The sequence below is a fragment of the Rhodococcus sp. 3258 genome, assembly GCF_031456475.1.
GTDB classification, from domain to species: domain Bacteria; phylum Actinomycetota; class Actinomycetes; order Mycobacteriales; family Mycobacteriaceae; genus Rhodococcoides; species Rhodococcoides fascians.
Genome location: NZ_JAVDUT010000013.1, coordinates 21,501 through 37,401, shown reverse-complemented (window position 1 = coordinate 37,401; position 15,901 = coordinate 21,501). Strand labels below are relative to the sequence as shown.

Genomic DNA, 15,901 nt, shown 5'->3' with positions numbered 1-15,901 from the left:
CGAAACCGACTGCCTGCCCTGGGCGGCACGATCCCTGCTTGATCCTGACTTGGTCGTCGAGCGTGAGACTACGTTCTGGCTGAAGTGTAAGGCGGGGATACGCCGGGTTAGTCCCATGTGTAAGCCCATACGTATGGCTGTATGGACAGCTAGAGGGCGGGCCTGGTAATGGGAGGTGCAAAGATGGTTTGTACCTGGCGGTTAAGTACTCGGTGTACTTCCCGCAGATGGTTTGCCGACGTGGACGGCCATCCGCCGCTCCCCTTGCGCGGTGTCATTTGACGCGTTCGCCGTCTAAAGCAGCCATGCCTGTGACTTGCTCGGTTCATCCGTTTTGGGTCGGGCTACTGCGCCTGTCGCGTTGAGGCCCGACTGCATACTGGTTGTCGGGATGCCTGTTCGAATCTTTCGCTGGTCGGTTCCTCGACCTGACGAATTGCATAGTCGCTGGTAGGTCACGAGGTGTGTCGGGGTACACGAATTGTCGATGTTGTCAGGGCAAACCTGGATCAAAGCCTTGTGGATTTGGCGGTGCTTGCTCTGCGTTTCATGGCTACTGCCGAGGTCTGGCCCTGATGAGCGGGAGTCGCGAGGCGCTACATGGGCGCGCCAAATGAGGGCGGAATGCCATATGGTTCATGCCGCTCGCTCCGTCCGGTCTGCCCTGTATACGCTACTGTGACGGTGGCTCAAGAGTATGGATGTCGGCAGTTCCTGGCGCTGTGCTAGTCGTGCAATGGCCGCTCCTAGCTGCAGGTATGCTTGCAACTATCGCGTAGGCCCTTCCTAAGGCCATAGCTAAGACCATACATAAGACCATATAGCAGGGTTGGTCGCGGACCATTAGTAAGGCCGAATAAAACGCGGCTGCACGATCCGTAAAGTAGGCAGGGTAAAAGGCGTCATGACCGGTCTTTTGCATCGCCGCATGTAAGCGCATAGTGCGGGTCGCATAAAAAGTGTTGTGTAGAGCTCTAAAACGGAGCGTACAGAAGGTCGTGCAGAGAGCCGCCCACGTCTCCATTGGTATAACTGGTGATACGACCTCAGACAAGCGCGTAACTCAGAACTTAATCCTGGCCCTATGCCAGGCTTGTTAAACAACTATTTTACTAGTTGCCGTACGGACAGGTTGTAGGGCTGCTAGCCAGGCTTGTTTTAGAGCTGTTCGGGACGACTGATGCCATGCGTGCTAGGCAGCCATGTGACCGGTCGGTGCGCTGAGCGTGTCGGAGGCGGTGTCTATAGCCCTTATGCGGTACTTTGAGCGTGTGACGACGACGGGAACTGCACGATCGGTATTGGTCGCCAATCAAAAAGGTGGTGTTGGCAAGAGTTCGATTGTCTCAGCCGTGGCGGGAATGGTTGCTGCTGCTGGCCGTCGTGTGCTCGTGGTCGACGCAGACCAGCAGGCCAACGTGACATCTTCAGACCTGGGCGTGGATGGCGACAAGGGGCGAGGTCTGAGCATGGCGTTGCAATTCGCTCAGCCTCTTACGCCGATTCGCGACGCACGCCCAAACTTGGACGTGATCCCCGGTGGGCCGGCTCTCGCCGTAGTTGCGTCCGTTGCCGCAACCGCCCAGCAGACAGGAATTGATCTGCGGGGGAACTTAACTCAGACGCTGAACGACTTGTGTGACGCCGAAGGTTACGACTTGGTGCTTATCGATTCGGGTCCAGGTGACGCGCCCCTGCTCGAAGCTCTGCTTGGTACGGCCCGGTACTTACTCGTCCCCACAAAGGACGACGATGCCAGCCTTTCAGGAGTTGAGTTGCTTGCAGCCAGGTACCTCAGAGCCCGTAAAGCCGGCTCTGAGATACAGCTGCTGGGGGTTGTGCTCTTTGACACGAACCCCCGTGCGACAGCTCGTAATCGTGAGGTGTTCGATCAAGTCCACGACCTTTTGGAAGGTAGTGGTGCAGATCCGTTCGAGACCTTCATTCGATCCGACCGAGCCGCGGCCGTCGATCTGCGAACACGTCACCTCACTCCGCTGGAGTTAGTCGACGTAGCCGAATCTGATCAAAAGAATCGTCTACAGCGCCTCCGCATTAAAGGAAAAGCTGCAGAGCGGTTGTGGTCGAGGGATCCCTCGGGTCTGGCGTCTGACTACCAAGCTTTGACACGAGAGATCCTGAGCCGCGTATCCACCGCGGAACGTAGCCGGACCAAAGGCGGTGTCGCATGAGCGCGAGGAAGCGGCGCGCCGCGTTTGATCCGAACGCCCTGAACGATCTAGACGACGTCTTGCCACCCTTGAATCTGGTCGGCGATGCCGCAGCGGCGAGCTCGGTCGGAGAAGATGCTGCGGATGCTCCTGAAGCAGAGACCGCTGGTGCTACCGTTGATCGGTCTAGAGCCTCTGAGACCCTTACCGCTGAAGCGCCGCCACAGCCTCGATCTGTGGCGCTGGATGAAGAGCCTTCGTCCAAGCGTTCAGGTCAGATCGAAGCGGCAACAACCGAGTTCGACGAAAAGCAAAGTTCTGCTCGCCGAGCGGACGCGCGTCGGAAGTCTGCTCGACGAGATGCGTCGATCGGCGCAAATCGCGTCGCACCGCCAGAAGTCGCGCTGCCGGAAGAAATTTACAGTGCCCTTCGCTCACTCACCCTTGAGGAGCGCAGCGTAGATCCGACGACGGCCCGTTCCTACGGGCAGGTTGTGCTCGACGCTGTGGAGCAACACGCGGACGAGTTGCAGGCCCACTGGGAACGATCTGCAGCTACTTCCAGCGGCGGGCTTTTCAAACGGGCGGAGGCCGGACGGCCGATACGCCGCCGACACAACGCACCCCGTGCACGGGTGCCGCTCGCCGGAGTGATCAACGCTGACGCGGCGGTACTTGACCAGCTGGCCAGTGACTGGGGCGCGGGGAGTAGAAGCGCTCTTGTCGAGCAAGCGTTGCGGTTATACCTGCGCGTGGACTAGTTGCAGCGACGAGCAAGACCTGAACATCGAGCTCGAACCGGTACGTATTTGAGCGCTCCGAACCCCCACGCTCGGTAAGCTATTCGTCGCAGAGTGTCCCGTGCGTCGTTGTGCTCTCCAGTTCGGATTGCCTTTCCCCGGAACTTCCTATCCGAAGATCGGTTGGCGTCTACGTGACTGGTTGGTGCGAACGCTGTCCTGGCTGAAGGTAGCCGTGTAGAGGCCGCAGGTCAGAGATGGAGAAGGAACGACGAAGCCAGCGATCGGTGCCGTCGTATCGGGGAATGAAAGACGTTCGTCCGTGGACGGCTCGCCTATTGTCGACAAGGATCATCTCCTGCGGCTGCAACGCAACACCGACAAGGTTGTCGATCATGACCTTTCTAAGGTGGAAATAGGCTTCCGACGCCGCTGGCGTCATTGGTTCGGTTGCGTTGAAGTCCACGACTAGATCCGGTACTTCTCCGTTCCCGGTGAGGATTGCGTGTGGAAGAGTCCACTGCTCTCGTGTGGGGTCGTCGACAAAGGAAGTACTGAATTTTGTCCGAAAGTTGCATCGGCGCAGTTCGGCGACTGCGGCTGCGTCGAGGTGAGGCAGGACATCCCCGACACCGCTAGTGACTGTCGCCGCTAGGTTGTCGTGGTCGCCGCGGAGGCAGTGCAGACTGAGAAAATGCGGTGGGTTTGGATGGAACCCGTCCTCCGTATGCAGCTCAAGGAGAACACAACCGCTGTTTTCTTGCCGAGTCTCGGATCCGCGTCGAGGTACGACATTTTGAATGAGGTGCCCTGACTTTTCGTCACTGTAGGAGACCGAGCGTCCCATCACTGACATCACCATGAGCTGAACGAGGCTCGACGTTGGTACTGATCTCCAATCCTCGGAATCGTCTGCCTCGGGGGTGACCGGGACAATTCCCGTGGGCATGCCACGTAGGAGTAGCGTTCCCCAGCTGTTGCTGTGATCGCGGAATTCGATCAGCTTCTCGGTGACATGAGTCGGAAGAGCTGATAGGGCGGCAACCTCTATGTCTCGTAGCAGGATAGGCGAGTGCAGGCTGCGATGGCTGTGCAGAGTGGCCAGGTGGGCGGCCGCCTGTTCAATACGGAATGCGTCAGCGGGGCCGACGTTGACTGCGTGCTCACGAATGTCGGTGTACGCCAGGGCAGCCGAGCCAATGCTGCTGGAGGGGTTCATTGTGGTCATCTGAGTGTCCTCTGCGTGCGAGAGTGCGCTTGTCACTGGGTGATACGGCGGGAGAATCGAAACAGTGAGGATGGGGCGAACCCGTTCCATGTCTTTCCGGCACCAATAGAGGTGGCGAATCGGACGAACTCCACCGGTCGGAGTGCGGTGGCAGCCATTTGTCCGGGCAGTGTTCGGGTGATGTTGTGCACGTCGACTGCAACGGTCTTGCGCAGGCGACCTCCCCCCACGATGACGTTGACCATGTGTACTGCGAGGGCACCGAACTGAGTTGCGGCCTCGGCAAGTTGCGGGACGCTGTAGTCAGCGGTCGCCATCCCACACCGCAGTTCCCGGTACATCTCAGCGGGAATGTGCCGGCGGGGCGCAATCCGGAAAATGACTTCCCATATCGACAGCTGGGACGCTTCCTCGGGCGTCACCTCACCTGCGAAAATCTCAGAGAGGGAACGGTAGTCGAAGTATTGCGCTGTAAGCATTCCCGCCATGTCCCACGCCGTGATCACCGGCTTGCGGGCCGCCAATGCAGCTATGTGGAGGGCGATCTTGGCTTCGAGGCCACTGGAAGTGGTCACGTCGACACCGTCGATGATCACGTCTGCTTCTGCGACGAGGTCCCCGACGTTGTCGACGGTGATACCACTGGTGTGGGCGACGCATTCAGCATGTGGATTGATGCGAGTGATTGTCTCAGCCGCGAAGTTTGCCTTGTTGTGGCCGAGCGCGTCGACGAAAGCGTGCTGTCGATTCAGGTTGTTCAGCTCGTACTCCCCAACGTCGGCGAGGGAGAAATACTGGTAACCCATGCGTGTGAGCGGCTGGATGGTTGCACCGCCGATAGACCCACACCCTGCAACGAGAATTCGAGTCTTACTGATTCGATGCTGCAGCGATGCCGAGATGAGGCCGCGGTTACGAGTGGTCAGGCCGCTGTAGAACTCTTCTCTGGTGAGCACTGTCGCGGCCGAGAAGGTTGCCGTGTCGCCGACCGGTGACGGCTTGGTGGTGGCGGTGGTCATCGTGTGACTCCTTCTCTTCGTTCGGACAGTTTCAGGCGCAGGCTTGTGGGGTCGCCGGATCGGAGGATGGACTCAAGTAGATCGAGAGTGTCGTCGAGCGTGCCTGCCTCATCGGTGAGAACGAACGGATAGGAGCGTTCGTTCTGGTCCCACATCGGGGCGAAAAGATCGTCGTCGGCCGGCGGCACTGGCGTGGTCTCATGGAGCACCTGCACGCTGAAGCCCAGAAGTCGAAGTTGAGAGATTGCCCCGTTCAGCTTGCCGTCCCCAACTATGGCTGCGTTTTGATTCGAGTGGAGGAATTGTGCGCACCCCCGGCCCCATGCGTAGTACACCCACCAGGGGACGGACGCGCCCGCGCTCGAGCGGGGCATCGCATAGTCGCGGATCAGCCGTTTGCCTTCGCGAACTCGGGCGCGCGGATCGAGGTGGTCGGCAAGATCAATGTTGTAGTCGCGCTCGACTACGAACCTCTGATGGGCCGAACTATCGAGGTCGATGCCCGGATTGTCGCGGCTATCAGCGAGAGTCCCGTAGCCCCTAAGTATCTGAGTATCGGACTCGATCACCAATGTGTGGAGATCTTGCTGCGCATGGGCCTGCGTATACGGTTCGTTCACCAAGTTGAGGTTGTCCGCCAGCTCGGTGTTGACCCATCTACGGGCGCGGTACTGGCGATATCGGAACGTGTAGATCATGTGAAGGTCGAACGCTGAAAGCTTCTCGCCGGCAACCGTGACGACCCGTAGGCCCTCAGGAGAGGTTGTATCGATTTGACGTTGTCCGGCACTGTCTGGGGCAACGATTTCTGGACTCAGAACGACCGGGCCCGTCGAGGGGATAGTAGTCATAGATAAGCGACTTGCTCGCTAGCACCGAATAGCTCCCCGGTGATGACCAAGGCGAGAGCTTCCGGGCTACCTTCGTAGATTCGCGGCCCGTACGCATCGCGCAGCACGCGGTCCATTCCGTCTTCACGCTGGAAGGCTTGGGCACCGATCAGCGACATAGCAGCATCCGCGTTGTCGATCGCCGCGCGGTCGGCAACTAGTTTGGCTACCGCCGGCTCGTAAGCTGGAGTGGGGATTTCGTTGTCGGATTTGACTGCCGCGTCGATGTAGAGGGCGCGAGAAGCTGACACCCGGGCAGCCATGTCGGCAAACTTCCGTGCAGACATTTGATGTTCATAAAGGCGGGCACCACTCTGTAGGCGCTGGCTGGACCAGTCGATGGCGCGTTGCAGAGCGTGGCGGGCGATGCCGGTGGAGATCGACGCGCAAGTCACCCTGGTGATGTTTCCGATGGCGACGTTGAGGTCCCAGCCTCCGAGCTCGTCGCCAAGAATGTTCTCGGCCGGTACGCGTGCACCGTCGAAGATGAGTTCGCCTGCGGGAGCGGTACGGTACCCGACCTTGTCGTGCACCTCGCCCCGTATCACTGCCGGCTGTTCGAGGTCGGTGACGAAACAGGTCATTCCGGTTGATCCTGGGTGACCGTCGATGTTGGCCATTACTGTGGCGTAGGTAGCAACCGGCGCGTTGGTGATGTACCGCTTGGTTCCTGTCAGTAGGTACGAATCACCCTCCCTGACTGCAGTAGTCATCGATTGTGCGTACGGCGCGTTCTGAGGAAGAACAAGGTCGGTTCCGTTGAGCTTTTCGGCGACAGCGTTGCATGCGAGGACCGGGGCAGGGCCTAGAAATTTTGTCAGGTAGCGCTCTTGCAGCTCCGTGTTTCCGCAGATCAGCAGCGGTGTTTGGAACAGGCCCGTTGCACCGAAGACGAGCGCCATTCCAGGGTCTGCGGCTGCGAGTTCTTCGAGTGCGAAGGCAACGGCGAGGTTACTCAAACCATGGCCACCGAGTTCCTGGGGCATTGCCATGCGAAGTAGTCCGATTGCATGCCCTTGTTCCACGATATCCCAAGCAAGATCACCTTTCTCGATCGCGTCGCGATGTGCTGCCCCGGGAGCGATCACGTCGTGCGCAAACTCGCTGATGGTTGCGAGGGTTGCTCTCTCGTCAGCGCGTAGCAGCGGATGGTCGTGCGACGGAGCAATTACGGGGCTCAGGGGTGTAGCGAGGGCGGCAGTCATAGGGTCTCCGTCTGGATTGAGGTGTACAGCGAGAGGGCGAATTAGGACTGCTGGCGAAGCTGGCCGAGTCCTTGAAGGGCTTGTCCGATGGCGAACGTCGTCATGATTGGCCCAAGAACGTGGACGCGGCGCGATGTGACGGCTCGTAGAAAGCTCAGATCGCCTGTGGCTAGCGCCGACAGCGTCTCCTGGTCCAAACGGAAGGTGTGGGTGGCTTGCTCATCCGTGAGCTCACCATCAGGGTTGATGGCGAAGGGCTCGTGTCCTGCAAACTCGAATCGAACTGTGGTGGCGATAGCTTTCCATGCGTCACTGTTGGCCGTCGCCGTCGCGATCGCCTCGGCCGTGATGAGGGGGGAGTGAGTTGTCGCTGTTGCCATGGGGCGTCCTATCCGTAGTGGGTGTCGCCGACGCCATGGAACGCGAGATTTTGTACCACTTCAACGTAATTAAGTTACTTACAAGTAAGTGACGGCTACTCCCAACTATCGGCTGAGATTCCGCACCCGCTCCGACGTGCTTCGAGCTCTGTCGGCTTGATTCTTCTAGCGGATCGATCAATCAATTCCGTTGCCAGGCAGTCAAAATGACGTTTCACGGCAGCTGCATCGTCATTAGTATTGGCGGAGCGAGCGGCAAAGGCTTTGTGCATATTTTCTTGGATTTGACCGATCAACGATCATCAATCGATGTGAGGGGAATCACCAATTGACCTCTTCCCTGCCTGATTTTCCATATCATCGCGCCGCGATTTGCCGTCGGTCTCGACCGCTTGCAAGTACGTCTCGCGCCGGTCCCTCGGCGTCCATCAGCTCTACAGCACCACCGGGGGCGTAAGCGACTTCAAAGGTGACAATTTGGCAAACATCGCCGTGATGCTATGCGAAGGTAACTATGTAGTGGTTACAATCTTGCTTGCTGCCGCAGTGCTCTGTATGTACGAGCAGAAGGAGCGGTGGGGGTGAGCGGCCGCGCATGAGACAAGGGGCCCTATGTAACCGGTGCGTTCGCCCGACTGGCAACAGATTTCTTACTCGGACTCTCCAGGGGGAACACAATGACTGCTGCCTACCAATGCCCAGCGCGTCCTGTGCTGGACCGAATTGGCGAGCGATGGACAATGCTCACTCTTCGCGAGATCGACAGAGGCGCAGTCCGATTCAAGGAAATCAAGGACAATCTCGACGGGATTTCCGCGAAAGTGCTGTCAGAGACTCTCTTGAGGTTGGAGCGTGACGGTCTCATTGAGCGCGCTGCGTGCAACGGCAGGACCCAGACGATTACTTACACGCTCACTGAAGTTGGGGGCAGCTTGCTCGTGCTCGGTCGCACCATCGTCGAATGGTCGTACAAGTACGGGCCGGAAATTTTTAGCGCCCGTCGAGATTTTGACGAGATGGCCTCGGATGTGATCCTTGCGCGCCTACCGCGTCCTCGAAGCGAATCGAGATCAGTGGCTGAATGCTGCGGTAAGCGCGCTTACGATCCGGTCGCGTGAAGGTGCGCGCTGATTTTGCAGACTGGCAACTTGCTCGAGGTTGGTCACTACTCCCGGTAGAAGTCCGCACGGCAAGATCTGCGAAAACCCGTCGAGGTCAATGTCCACGTTCAACGCAAATCCGTGTCGCGTGATGCGATCGCTGACGCGCATGCCGATTGAGGCGACCTTTTGTTTTCCGTTGGGAGTCCACACCCCACCGCGATCTGCGTCGAGTCCTAGTTCGCTATGTCCTCGCACGTCGAGTCCAGTACGACGGACTGCTTCAGCTACCTGATTGCATACGGCTGCTACGAAGTCGACTGGCCCAAGGGCTCCGACGGAGGCGATGACGTATCCCACGATCTGGCCTGGGCCGTGGAAGGATGCCAGTCCGCCACGATCCGACTTCACGACATCGAGCGTTGCGGTGGCGGGAGGGAGCTCATCTAGGCCGGGACCGCGGCGGGTTGTGGTGATCGTAGGCGGATGACTGAGCAGATAGAGCGTATCCAACTCCACACCCGTGCGCCGATCCTCGTGCCATTGCAGCATCTGTCGCATTGCTGACCGGTATGGAAGTTCGCCGAGATTCTCTACCCGCATCGGTGCGAGCGCGCGCGGGGTCGGGGTCGGGGTTGTCACTTAGTTACTGGACTTGAGTCACGACATCGGTATCAACTGTGCCGAGGATGCCGGTTAAGGTCTGTGCGATGGTTTGTACTGTTTTGAGGGCCTCACGGTCCTCGTCGGTGTATTGATCTTGTATGAGTGCGCGATCGTTCACCGGGGTGCCTCCATAGTGTGATGGTCGGTCACAGCTTGGAAAGCTGCAGCGACGCGAATCGCGTCTCGATCACGTCCACGTCGGGCAATGAGGCTCATGGAGAGCGGCATGCCGTTCGAATCCAGACCAATGGGCAGTGTTACGACGGGGTGGCCGGTGACGCTCCACGCTGTCGTGTGCATCGAGGGCAAATAGCTCGCGGGATTGAGTGGGTTTATATGGTCGATCAGCGGAGCGCCCACATGGTTGGTAGCGGCGAGAACGACGTCAACACCGTTGACGTCGAAGAGAGCATCGACTGCAGCCATGAGTACTCGCTGCAGCCTCCGGGCCCGCAGGTAATCGGCCGATGAGATCGAGGATCCGGCCGAGAAGACCCATCGAGCTCCGCGGCCGTACTGCTTCCAATGATTGGAGAGGGTGTCTCGGTGGATTTCGTGTGCTTCGGCGAGCATCAGCACATTTCCGACCACGTTGAGTAACGGATACTGAGGAAGCGCTAGTTCCACGGTATCCAGTTCAAGGTCATTCATAACGTTCCCGGTCTGCGAATACAGGAGGCCGTGTAGCGGATCGATTCCGTCGTCTGCGAACGGGTCCAGATTGAGGCGGCCGATTCGGAGTCCACCCGGGCTCTCGGTTGCGGCAGATGCGTAGCTCCGATCCCCGCCCGTGTCAGTCGAATTGGGCTGCGCCATGACATCGAGGAGCCGAGCGCACAGATCAACGGACCTCGCGATGGGGCCAACGGTGTCCATGGATGGTGCGAGCGGGTATATCCCGTCAGTTGATACCAATCCGAACGTTGGCTTGATGGCGGTGGCCCCTGTGTACGCTGCCGGGATTCGTAGGCTACCGGTGGTGTCAGTACCGATCGCTGCGGTAAAGCAGTCGGTCATGACGCCTACCCCGGAGCCAGAGCTGGAGCCGCCCGCCCAGCGAGCTGGGTTCCATGGATTTCGACTCGTGATGACATCTGGAACCCCCAGGGCGTATTCCATGGTTGTGGTCTTTCCTACCACCACTGCACCCGCCGCCTTGAGTCGCGAAACTGCGGTACTTTCCGGTTGATTTCGAGGCCATGGGGAGAGCTCTACTTTGCTTCCCGCCGCGGTCCGCGCGGTGGACTCGAAGATGATGTCTTTGACACCGAGGGTGACACCAGCGAGCGGTCCGGTCGTTCCCTGGGCCTCCTCGCGGGCGATGTCATAGAACGAGGTCGCGAATACGCCGAGATCTTCGGCATGTTCCCTGGCCATTGCTTCTGCATGCTCGACGGCTGAGACCGCTGCTGACGACTCAATTGTGTACTCGGTAGTGGACATACTCAGCCTGCCTTCGGTCGAGTCAGGGAACGGAGTGCGACTGCGACGACCAAACCGGCTGCGGCGGCGAGTGCAACGGCCAGGAAGCCTGCTCCCACTCCGTCCAATGTTGTCTGCGATGAGGTATCGCCGTTCGCGCGGATCACTGCCGCCATCACGGTGCCCACCACAGCGATTCCTAGGGCACCGCCGGTCTGGTTGAAGGTATTGAGAAGTCCCGATCCCACGCCCGAGTCCTTGAGTTCCACGTGGCTGGCCCCAACTCCGTACAGCGGCACGAAGGCGCTGGGTAGGCCGGCACCGATCAACGCCAGAAGCGCAATCGTTGCCGGGATGGTGTCGAGGCCGGAAGCGAGAACGCCCGCTCCGATAAGTTGTGCTCCCACACCGGCGATGTACGTGCGTACCGGCCCCTGAGATGCGATGAATTTCGGAAGTATCAATGCGACGAGCAACGACGCCAGGCCCATGGGAAGCAAGCTCAGGCCTGCGAGCAACGGGCTCATACCGTGCACGTCTTGAAAATAGAGACTCCCGAGGTACGAGCTGCTGATCATGACCGCCGCAGCAAGCATCAAGCCAATACTGGCGGCAAGGTACGTCCGGATTCGGAGTAGATATAGAGGGAGGAGCGGGTCCGTCGATCGTGCTTCGACAAAACCAATAGCACCCAAGATCACTACGGCGGCCGCAAAGAAAATCCACACGCGTGGCTCGCTGAGACCGTTTTGAAGTTCGATCAGGGCGTAGGTCAGAGCGGCGAGCCCGATGCTGACGAGGGCCGCCGTGGGGATACGAAGTGAACGTCCGGTGGTCGCGCGTAGCGGCAACAAGACTCGGTACGCAGCGATGCCTGCGGCTACTGCGAACACAACATTGATCAGAAATACCCAACGCCAGCTCAGCAGATCGACAATAACGCCGCCGAGCACAACACCGAGGGTTGCGCCGAGCACCCCGAGGCCGCTCCACGCAGTCAAAGCAACGCGCCGATTGCCTGGTTCGGTGTAGGTACTGATCACAATCGACAGCGCGGCGGAGGACAGTACTGCGGCGCTTGCACCTTGCAAGATCCGGCCCGAGATCAGGAGGGGGGCCGCGGTCGCGAGTCCGCACCAGATACTGGTCAACGCGAACAGGGTGAGCCCGGTGACGAAGGCTCGCCTGCGTCCGAGAACATCGGCTAGGCGCCCGCCGAACAGTAAGAGGCTGCCGTACATCAACACGTAGCCGCTGATGACCCATTGCAGGGCGGCTGTGCTCGTCGTCAAATCCCGCCCGATGCTTGGGATTGCGACGTTGACCACCGTGGCGTCGAGCATGACCATCAGTTGGGCGATGCCGACTACGGCCATAGGTGCCCAGCTGGGGGTTGTTGTGTCAGTGCCAGATTCGACCGATCCGGCCTGATTTGCACTGTGGGGAGAGGTTGCGCGAGTCATGTGAGCTCCTTTCGCTGTGAACTGTAATGCATGCGCATGCATTATTGCTAGTGAGGTGCGGTAGCCTGGAAGGCGTGGAAGACAACACCTCGCTGGCAGACCGTTGGCTTGCCCTCGTTCGTGCATGCGAAGCCTCGACGGCGAAAATTGAGCGAGTACTGGCCCGCGATCACCATCTGTGCGTCAGCGCCTACCAAATAATGGAAAAGATGAACGAGGCCGGAACGTGGGTGAGGGTCCCGGACCTGACCCACACGGTCTCTCGCAGCCAGCCGCAGATTTCACGACTTGTTACTCAAATGCTCGACGCCGGGTACATCGACCGCGAGCGTGACCCCAGCGACGCGCGAGGATCCCGAATCCGCCTGAATGCCAACGGCGAGCATGCATTCAGGAAAGCTGCCGCAACGGTGGACACCGAGTTGCGGCAGGTGGTCGACGAAGACCAACTCCTCACGCCGTTTCTGGGCACCAGGTCGCTAGCCAGAGACACGATTGGGCATTGACCAAGCCGCGCGACGAGTAAGTGGGTGACGTAAACGAACGTTTCTATCACCCCTGTCTCCAGCACCACCGCAGGTCCGCAGGCGCATTTCATCTGCGGCGTCGCCGAGCTCGGGCGCGGTGGATCATCGAAGGGGTGGACGCAGCGAACGCCGCGCGAGCGTCGACACTCGGGTCGTCGATCCGTCCCGGTCAGACGTCGTCGTGATTCAGCGATGTCGACAGAGCGCGGTGCGCGTCGACCTGGGCGAGCAGGGTGTGTGCCTTGTCGGCGGCGACGTCGACCGCATCGACGCCGGCGACCCACCGCAACGGCGGCTGCGGCGAATCGGTCAGTTCGATCAGGGCTGCGGCCAACTTGGCGGGGTCCCCGGGTCGCTGACCGTTCATCCCCTTCCACGCGTCGATGGTCGCTGCGGTGCGGTCGGCGTAGTCGTCGAGGGACAACTCGGGCCAAATGGTCGAGGACCCCTCGACGAGCAGCTCGGTCCGGAAGAAGCCGGGCTCGACGATGGTGGTGCCGATGCCGTACGGGGCGAGGTCGAACCGGAGCGACTCCATCCACCCCTCGACGGCGAACTTCGACGCGCAGTAAGCGGCGACGAACTCCTGCCCGACCAGCCCGGCTGTCGAACTGAGGGTGACGATGTGACCGCTGCGCTGCGAGCGCATCACCGGAAGCACCGCGCGGGTGACGGTGGTGGGGCCGACCCACATCAATGGGGGCCAGGACGACCTCGTTTGCGCGGTCCGGCCACGTGCCGCGTTGGGCAGTGAGTGCCAGATTGCAACCTCGACGATAGTCGCCACGACGAAAAGGCTAGTGGCCGGGCGACCGCCGCTGACTGTTATTGAATCTTTCCCAAGTTGCCGATACTCCAGCCGCTTACTTCGCTAAGTCTGCCTCGCCAGAGAGGGAACGTAACCTGAGTAGTTCCATTTTCGATCACGCTGGCCGATCGCAGGTGCACATAGGCTGGGAGAGGTGGGGAAAGGAAGGGTTTGTCATCTTCCTGATTTTGGCTGTAAACGCTGGAAAAAATATCAAAATATTGCGCTAAAGCAGCAGGCCCTTCCCCGGCTTCGGTCAGTACCACCTTTTGCTTGTCAAGGTAACTCTCCCCTGAAATCATGAGGCCCGAAAGGACTGTTCCTCTGACGTGTAGCGTGACGCCGAGTTCCGTTCCCGTAGAGCGGTTGATGAGTTCAACCAGTCCCGCCAGCATGAAGTCTTGTTCCGGCGGCGGAATTGGGGTCTCCTCATTGGAGATCGCGTCCTGGTATTTGTCCGTCGGTTTTGTCATCGCAACGATTCCTTGAAGCGCGACAAGCGTGCACCCTTAGTCATGGCTTCAACTATGGAGTCGAACTCGTCTCCCCGTGCGGGAAGGTGAGATCTAAAGGCGCCAACGGCCTCGATGGTCCAGGACGAGGTTATGGTCGCCGCCGACCCCGCGGCTGGAGGCGTGGAATCAACACGGGGGGTGTCGGGCGGGCTTGAGGTGTTTTGACCGACTGCTTGCTCCACCCAGTGGCGAATTAGTGTCGTCACACGTGTGCCGTTGTGGTCGGCAATCTGTCGTGCTTTCTGGAGTGTATTCCGCGGCAGTCGCACAGTTATGCCTACCATTGGGTTGTCATCGATATCGGTATCGAGAGTCGCGTCTGCCAGCAAGTGGCTAAAGTCATTTGTGTCCAAATTCCTTTGAAGCGCGGCCAGTCGACGGCCTTCCGCATTGTTCTCTGGCATGGACGTTTACCTCCCCTTCTTCTTGAAAAGAGTTTTCTCGGTGCTACTCATGTTTCGTGCTGTGACCACGTACGTACCTCCATCGAGTGCTGGCGCGGTTACGACAAACAAGTACCGACCAGCGTCAGTCTGTCCGAAGTAGTAGGTCAGCTCGTCTTTGCCCGTAACTCGTAGCCGGGGCCGTCCGAACAGGACTGCCTCGACCTCTTCCGGAAGGACTGAATGGAGCGCAATGTGGTCCTCACTGGCATCGGTCCACGTGATCGGGGGCGTAGACACATGTCTAGTGTAACGCGTTCTGTAACGCGGCACCCCGGCGATGCCACAACTCAACAGACGTGGACGCGGTCGTCCGTCGGACCTCGATGCGTGCGGGTTGGATCGAGTGCCGCAAACGATCGTTTCTGGCACCCAGTCAAGGGTGCTTCGGTGGCGCGCCCATCACTCTCGCTCTTATGGGACCCAGCCGTGCAGCCCCGAACCGACCTGAACACCTGACGCCCGCAGGCGGAGCGTGCGTACGGATAATTCAGACCGTGGACTATGACTTGGCTGTCCGGTCGGTACTGACCTGGGCGAAGCATAACGAGAATGTTAGGGCCGTCGTTCTAACCGGATCCGCCGCAACGCACGTAGCGCATCCGCTGTCGGACCGGGACATCGAACTGTACGTTCGCAACACAGAACTGCTGGAAAACGACGATTCCTGGTGGCTCGACCTCGGTGATGTGCTCGCCGTCGAACGGTTGGAGAACGGTGAAGACCAGCCCACACGCCTGGTCTACTACGTCGGTGGGAAGCTCGACTTCACTCTGGTGGATGTGGCCGATGCGGCCGGCGAATACGATCGACCGTTCCAGGTCCTCCTCGACAAGGACGGCCTGACAGCGTCCTTCTCGCTGCGGGCACACGAGCCTGAGCGTCCAGACCAAGAGCAGTTCGACGAGTGCTGCAACTGGGCTTCGGCAGCTGCGCTGATGGCAGCGAAAGCCATAGTGCGCGACGAACCGTGGTCCGCGATCACGCGTGATGCGGACCTCAAGGCCGAGCTGTTGCGGATGATCGAATGGGACCACAAAATCCGATACGGAACGACACGCGATGTGCGGTACCTGGGCACGCGCATGCGCCAGTGGATGGACGAAGACATACAGGCCCGCCTCGACAGGTGCTGGGCCCCGTTCGGCGATGTCGACGGCGGCGGCCAGGCCCTCATAGCGACCCTTGCATTATTTCAGGAGCTGGCCAATCGAATCGCAACAGCGACGAACCTCGCCCCGTTCCATCACACCGCCGTAGGCGAGGAAGTTGACCGCATCTTGACTGCGATCCGAGCCTCGGGCGCAAATTGGTGGTGACTCTT

15 protein-coding genes are annotated in these 15,901 nt (G+C 59.6%); 5 read left to right on the top strand and 10 right to left on the bottom strand.

Annotated elements, in window-relative coordinates:
- Positions 1–1,271 precede the first annotated feature (1,271 nt).
- Complete coding sequence (locus J2X62_RS24360) at positions 1,272–2,192, top strand: ParA family protein (RefSeq protein ID WP_371832764.1); 921 nt, start codon at positions 1,272–1,274, stop codon at positions 2,190–2,192.
- Positions 2,189–2,932: a hypothetical protein gene (locus J2X62_RS24355; RefSeq protein WP_310184030.1), complete on the top strand. Its 744-nt coding sequence runs from the start codon at positions 2,189–2,191 to the stop codon at positions 2,930–2,932. The genes J2X62_RS24360 and J2X62_RS24355 overlap by 4 nt, the downstream gene beginning before the upstream one ends.
- A 169-nt stretch (positions 2,933–3,101) precedes the next feature.
- Here the strand turns inward: J2X62_RS24355 and J2X62_RS24350 are convergent, their stop codons facing one another.
- Genes J2X62_RS24350 through J2X62_RS24330 form a run of 5 tightly spaced genes read right to left on the bottom strand, consistent with a single transcriptional unit; the run spans position 3,102 to position 7,633 of the window.
- Positions 3,102–4,139 (bottom strand): TauD/TfdA family dioxygenase, encoded by a 1,038-nt coding sequence (locus J2X62_RS24350; RefSeq protein ID WP_310184028.1) that lies wholly within the window; start codon positions 4,137–4,139, stop codon positions 3,102–3,104.
- A gap of 32 nt (positions 4,140–4,171) precedes the next feature.
- Positions 4,172–5,158, bottom strand: coding sequence for a ThiF family adenylyltransferase (locus J2X62_RS24345; protein WP_310184027.1), 987 nt, complete (start codon positions 5,156–5,158; stop codon positions 4,172–4,174).
- Positions 5,155–6,009, bottom strand: a complete 855-nt coding sequence (locus tag J2X62_RS24340; protein ID WP_310184025.1) for a hypothetical protein — start codon at positions 6,007–6,009, stop codon at positions 5,155–5,157. The genes J2X62_RS24345 and J2X62_RS24340 overlap by 4 nt, the downstream gene beginning before the upstream one ends.
- On the bottom strand, positions 6,006–7,253 hold the full coding sequence (locus tag J2X62_RS24335) for an acyl-CoA dehydrogenase family protein (protein ID WP_310184023.1): 1,248 nt from the start codon (positions 7,251–7,253) through the stop codon (positions 6,006–6,008). Before J2X62_RS24335 ends, J2X62_RS24340 begins: the two co-directional genes overlap by 4 nt.
- Positions 7,254–7,294: 41 nt before the next feature.
- A complete protein-coding gene (locus tag J2X62_RS24330; protein WP_310184022.1) occupies positions 7,295–7,633 on the bottom strand; it encodes a hypothetical protein in 339 nt (112 codons plus the stop codon).
- 677 nt (positions 7,634–8,310) lie between these two features.
- Between J2X62_RS24330 and J2X62_RS24325 the strand changes: the two genes are divergently transcribed.
- Complete coding sequence (locus J2X62_RS24325) at positions 8,311–8,751, top strand: helix-turn-helix domain-containing protein (protein ID WP_310184021.1); 441 nt, start codon at positions 8,311–8,313, stop codon at positions 8,749–8,751.
- On the opposite strand, the gene lipB is transcribed toward J2X62_RS24325, so the two are convergent.
- The 3 genes from lipB to J2X62_RS24315 all read right to left on the bottom strand — a co-directional run bounded on the left by lipB (position 8,704) and on the right by J2X62_RS24315 (position 12,197).
- Positions 8,704–9,285: a lipoyl(octanoyl) transferase LipB gene (lipB, locus tag J2X62_RS25490; protein WP_371832768.1), complete on the bottom strand. Its 582-nt coding sequence runs from the start codon at positions 9,283–9,285 to the stop codon at positions 8,704–8,706. The genes J2X62_RS24325 and lipB overlap by 48 nt on opposite strands.
- 228 nt (positions 9,286–9,513) lie before the next feature.
- Entirely contained in the window at positions 9,514–10,842 is a 1,329-nt protein-coding gene (locus J2X62_RS24320) for an amidase (protein ID WP_310184019.1), read from the bottom strand.
- 2 nt (positions 10,843–10,844) lie between these two features.
- Positions 10,845–12,197, bottom strand: coding sequence for an MFS transporter (locus J2X62_RS24315; protein ID WP_310184017.1), 1,353 nt, complete (start codon positions 12,195–12,197; stop codon positions 10,845–10,847).
- 161 nt (positions 12,198–12,358) lie between these two features.
- Between J2X62_RS24315 and J2X62_RS24310 the strand changes: the two genes are divergently transcribed.
- Positions 12,359–12,790, top strand: a complete 432-nt coding sequence (locus tag J2X62_RS24310) for a MarR family transcriptional regulator (protein ID WP_310184015.1) — start codon at positions 12,359–12,361, stop codon at positions 12,788–12,790.
- 190 nt (positions 12,791–12,980) lie between these two features.
- On the opposite strand, the gene J2X62_RS24305 is transcribed toward J2X62_RS24310, so the two are convergent.
- Both J2X62_RS24305 and J2X62_RS24300 read right to left on the bottom strand, forming a co-directional pair.
- Complete coding sequence (locus J2X62_RS24305; protein ID WP_310184013.1) at positions 12,981–13,598, bottom strand: SDR family NAD(P)-dependent oxidoreductase; 618 nt, start codon at positions 13,596–13,598, stop codon at positions 12,981–12,983.
- A gap of 38 nt (positions 13,599–13,636) precedes the next feature.
- Positions 13,637–14,092, bottom strand: coding sequence for a hypothetical protein (locus J2X62_RS24300; RefSeq protein ID WP_310184011.1), 456 nt, complete (start codon positions 14,090–14,092; stop codon positions 13,637–13,639).
- A 982-nt stretch (positions 14,093–15,074) separates the two neighbouring features.
- Here J2X62_RS24300 and J2X62_RS24295 point away from each other — a divergent pair.
- Entirely contained in the window at positions 15,075–15,896 is an 822-nt protein-coding gene (locus tag J2X62_RS24295) for an aminoglycoside 6-adenylyltransferase (protein ID WP_310184009.1), read from the top strand.
- Positions 15,897–15,901: the final 5 nt, after the last annotated feature.

Bases quoted from the DNA above. Each gene is read 5' to 3' on its own strand.
- J2X62_RS24355 (WP_310184030.1), top strand. From the start codon at position 2,189: ATGAGCGCGAGGAAGCGGCGCGCCGCGTTTGATCCGAACGCCCTGAAC.
- J2X62_RS24350 (WP_310184028.1), bottom strand. From the start codon at position 4,139: ATGACCACAATGAACCCCTCCAGCAGCATTGGCTCGGCTGCCCTGGCG.
- J2X62_RS24345 (WP_310184027.1), bottom strand. From the start codon at position 5,158: ATGACCACCGCCACCACCAAGCCGTCACCGGTCGGCGACACGGCAACC.
- J2X62_RS24340 (WP_310184025.1), bottom strand. From the start codon at position 6,009: ATGACTACTATCCCCTCGACGGGCCCGGTCGTTCTGAGTCCAGAAATC.
- J2X62_RS24335 (WP_310184023.1), bottom strand. From the start codon at position 7,253: ATGACTGCCGCCCTCGCTACACCCCTGAGCCCCGTAATTGCTCCGTCG.
- J2X62_RS24330 (WP_310184022.1), bottom strand. From the start codon at position 7,633: ATGGCAACAGCGACAACTCACTCCCCCCTCATCACGGCCGAGGCGATC.
- J2X62_RS24325 (WP_310184021.1), top strand. From the start codon at position 8,311: ATGACTGCTGCCTACCAATGCCCAGCGCGTCCTGTGCTGGACCGAATT.
- lipB (WP_371832768.1), bottom strand. From the start codon at position 9,285: ATGCTGCAATGGCACGAGGATCGGCGCACGGGTGTGGAGTTGGATACG.
- J2X62_RS24320 (WP_310184019.1), bottom strand. From the start codon at position 10,842: ATGTCCACTACCGAGTACACAATTGAGTCGTCAGCAGCGGTCTCAGCC.
- J2X62_RS24315 (WP_310184017.1), bottom strand. From the start codon at position 12,197: ATGGCCGTAGTCGGCATCGCCCAACTGATGGTCATGCTCGACGCCACG.
- J2X62_RS24300 (WP_310184011.1), bottom strand. From the start codon at position 14,092: ATGACAAAACCGACGGACAAATACCAGGACGCGATCTCCAATGAGGAG.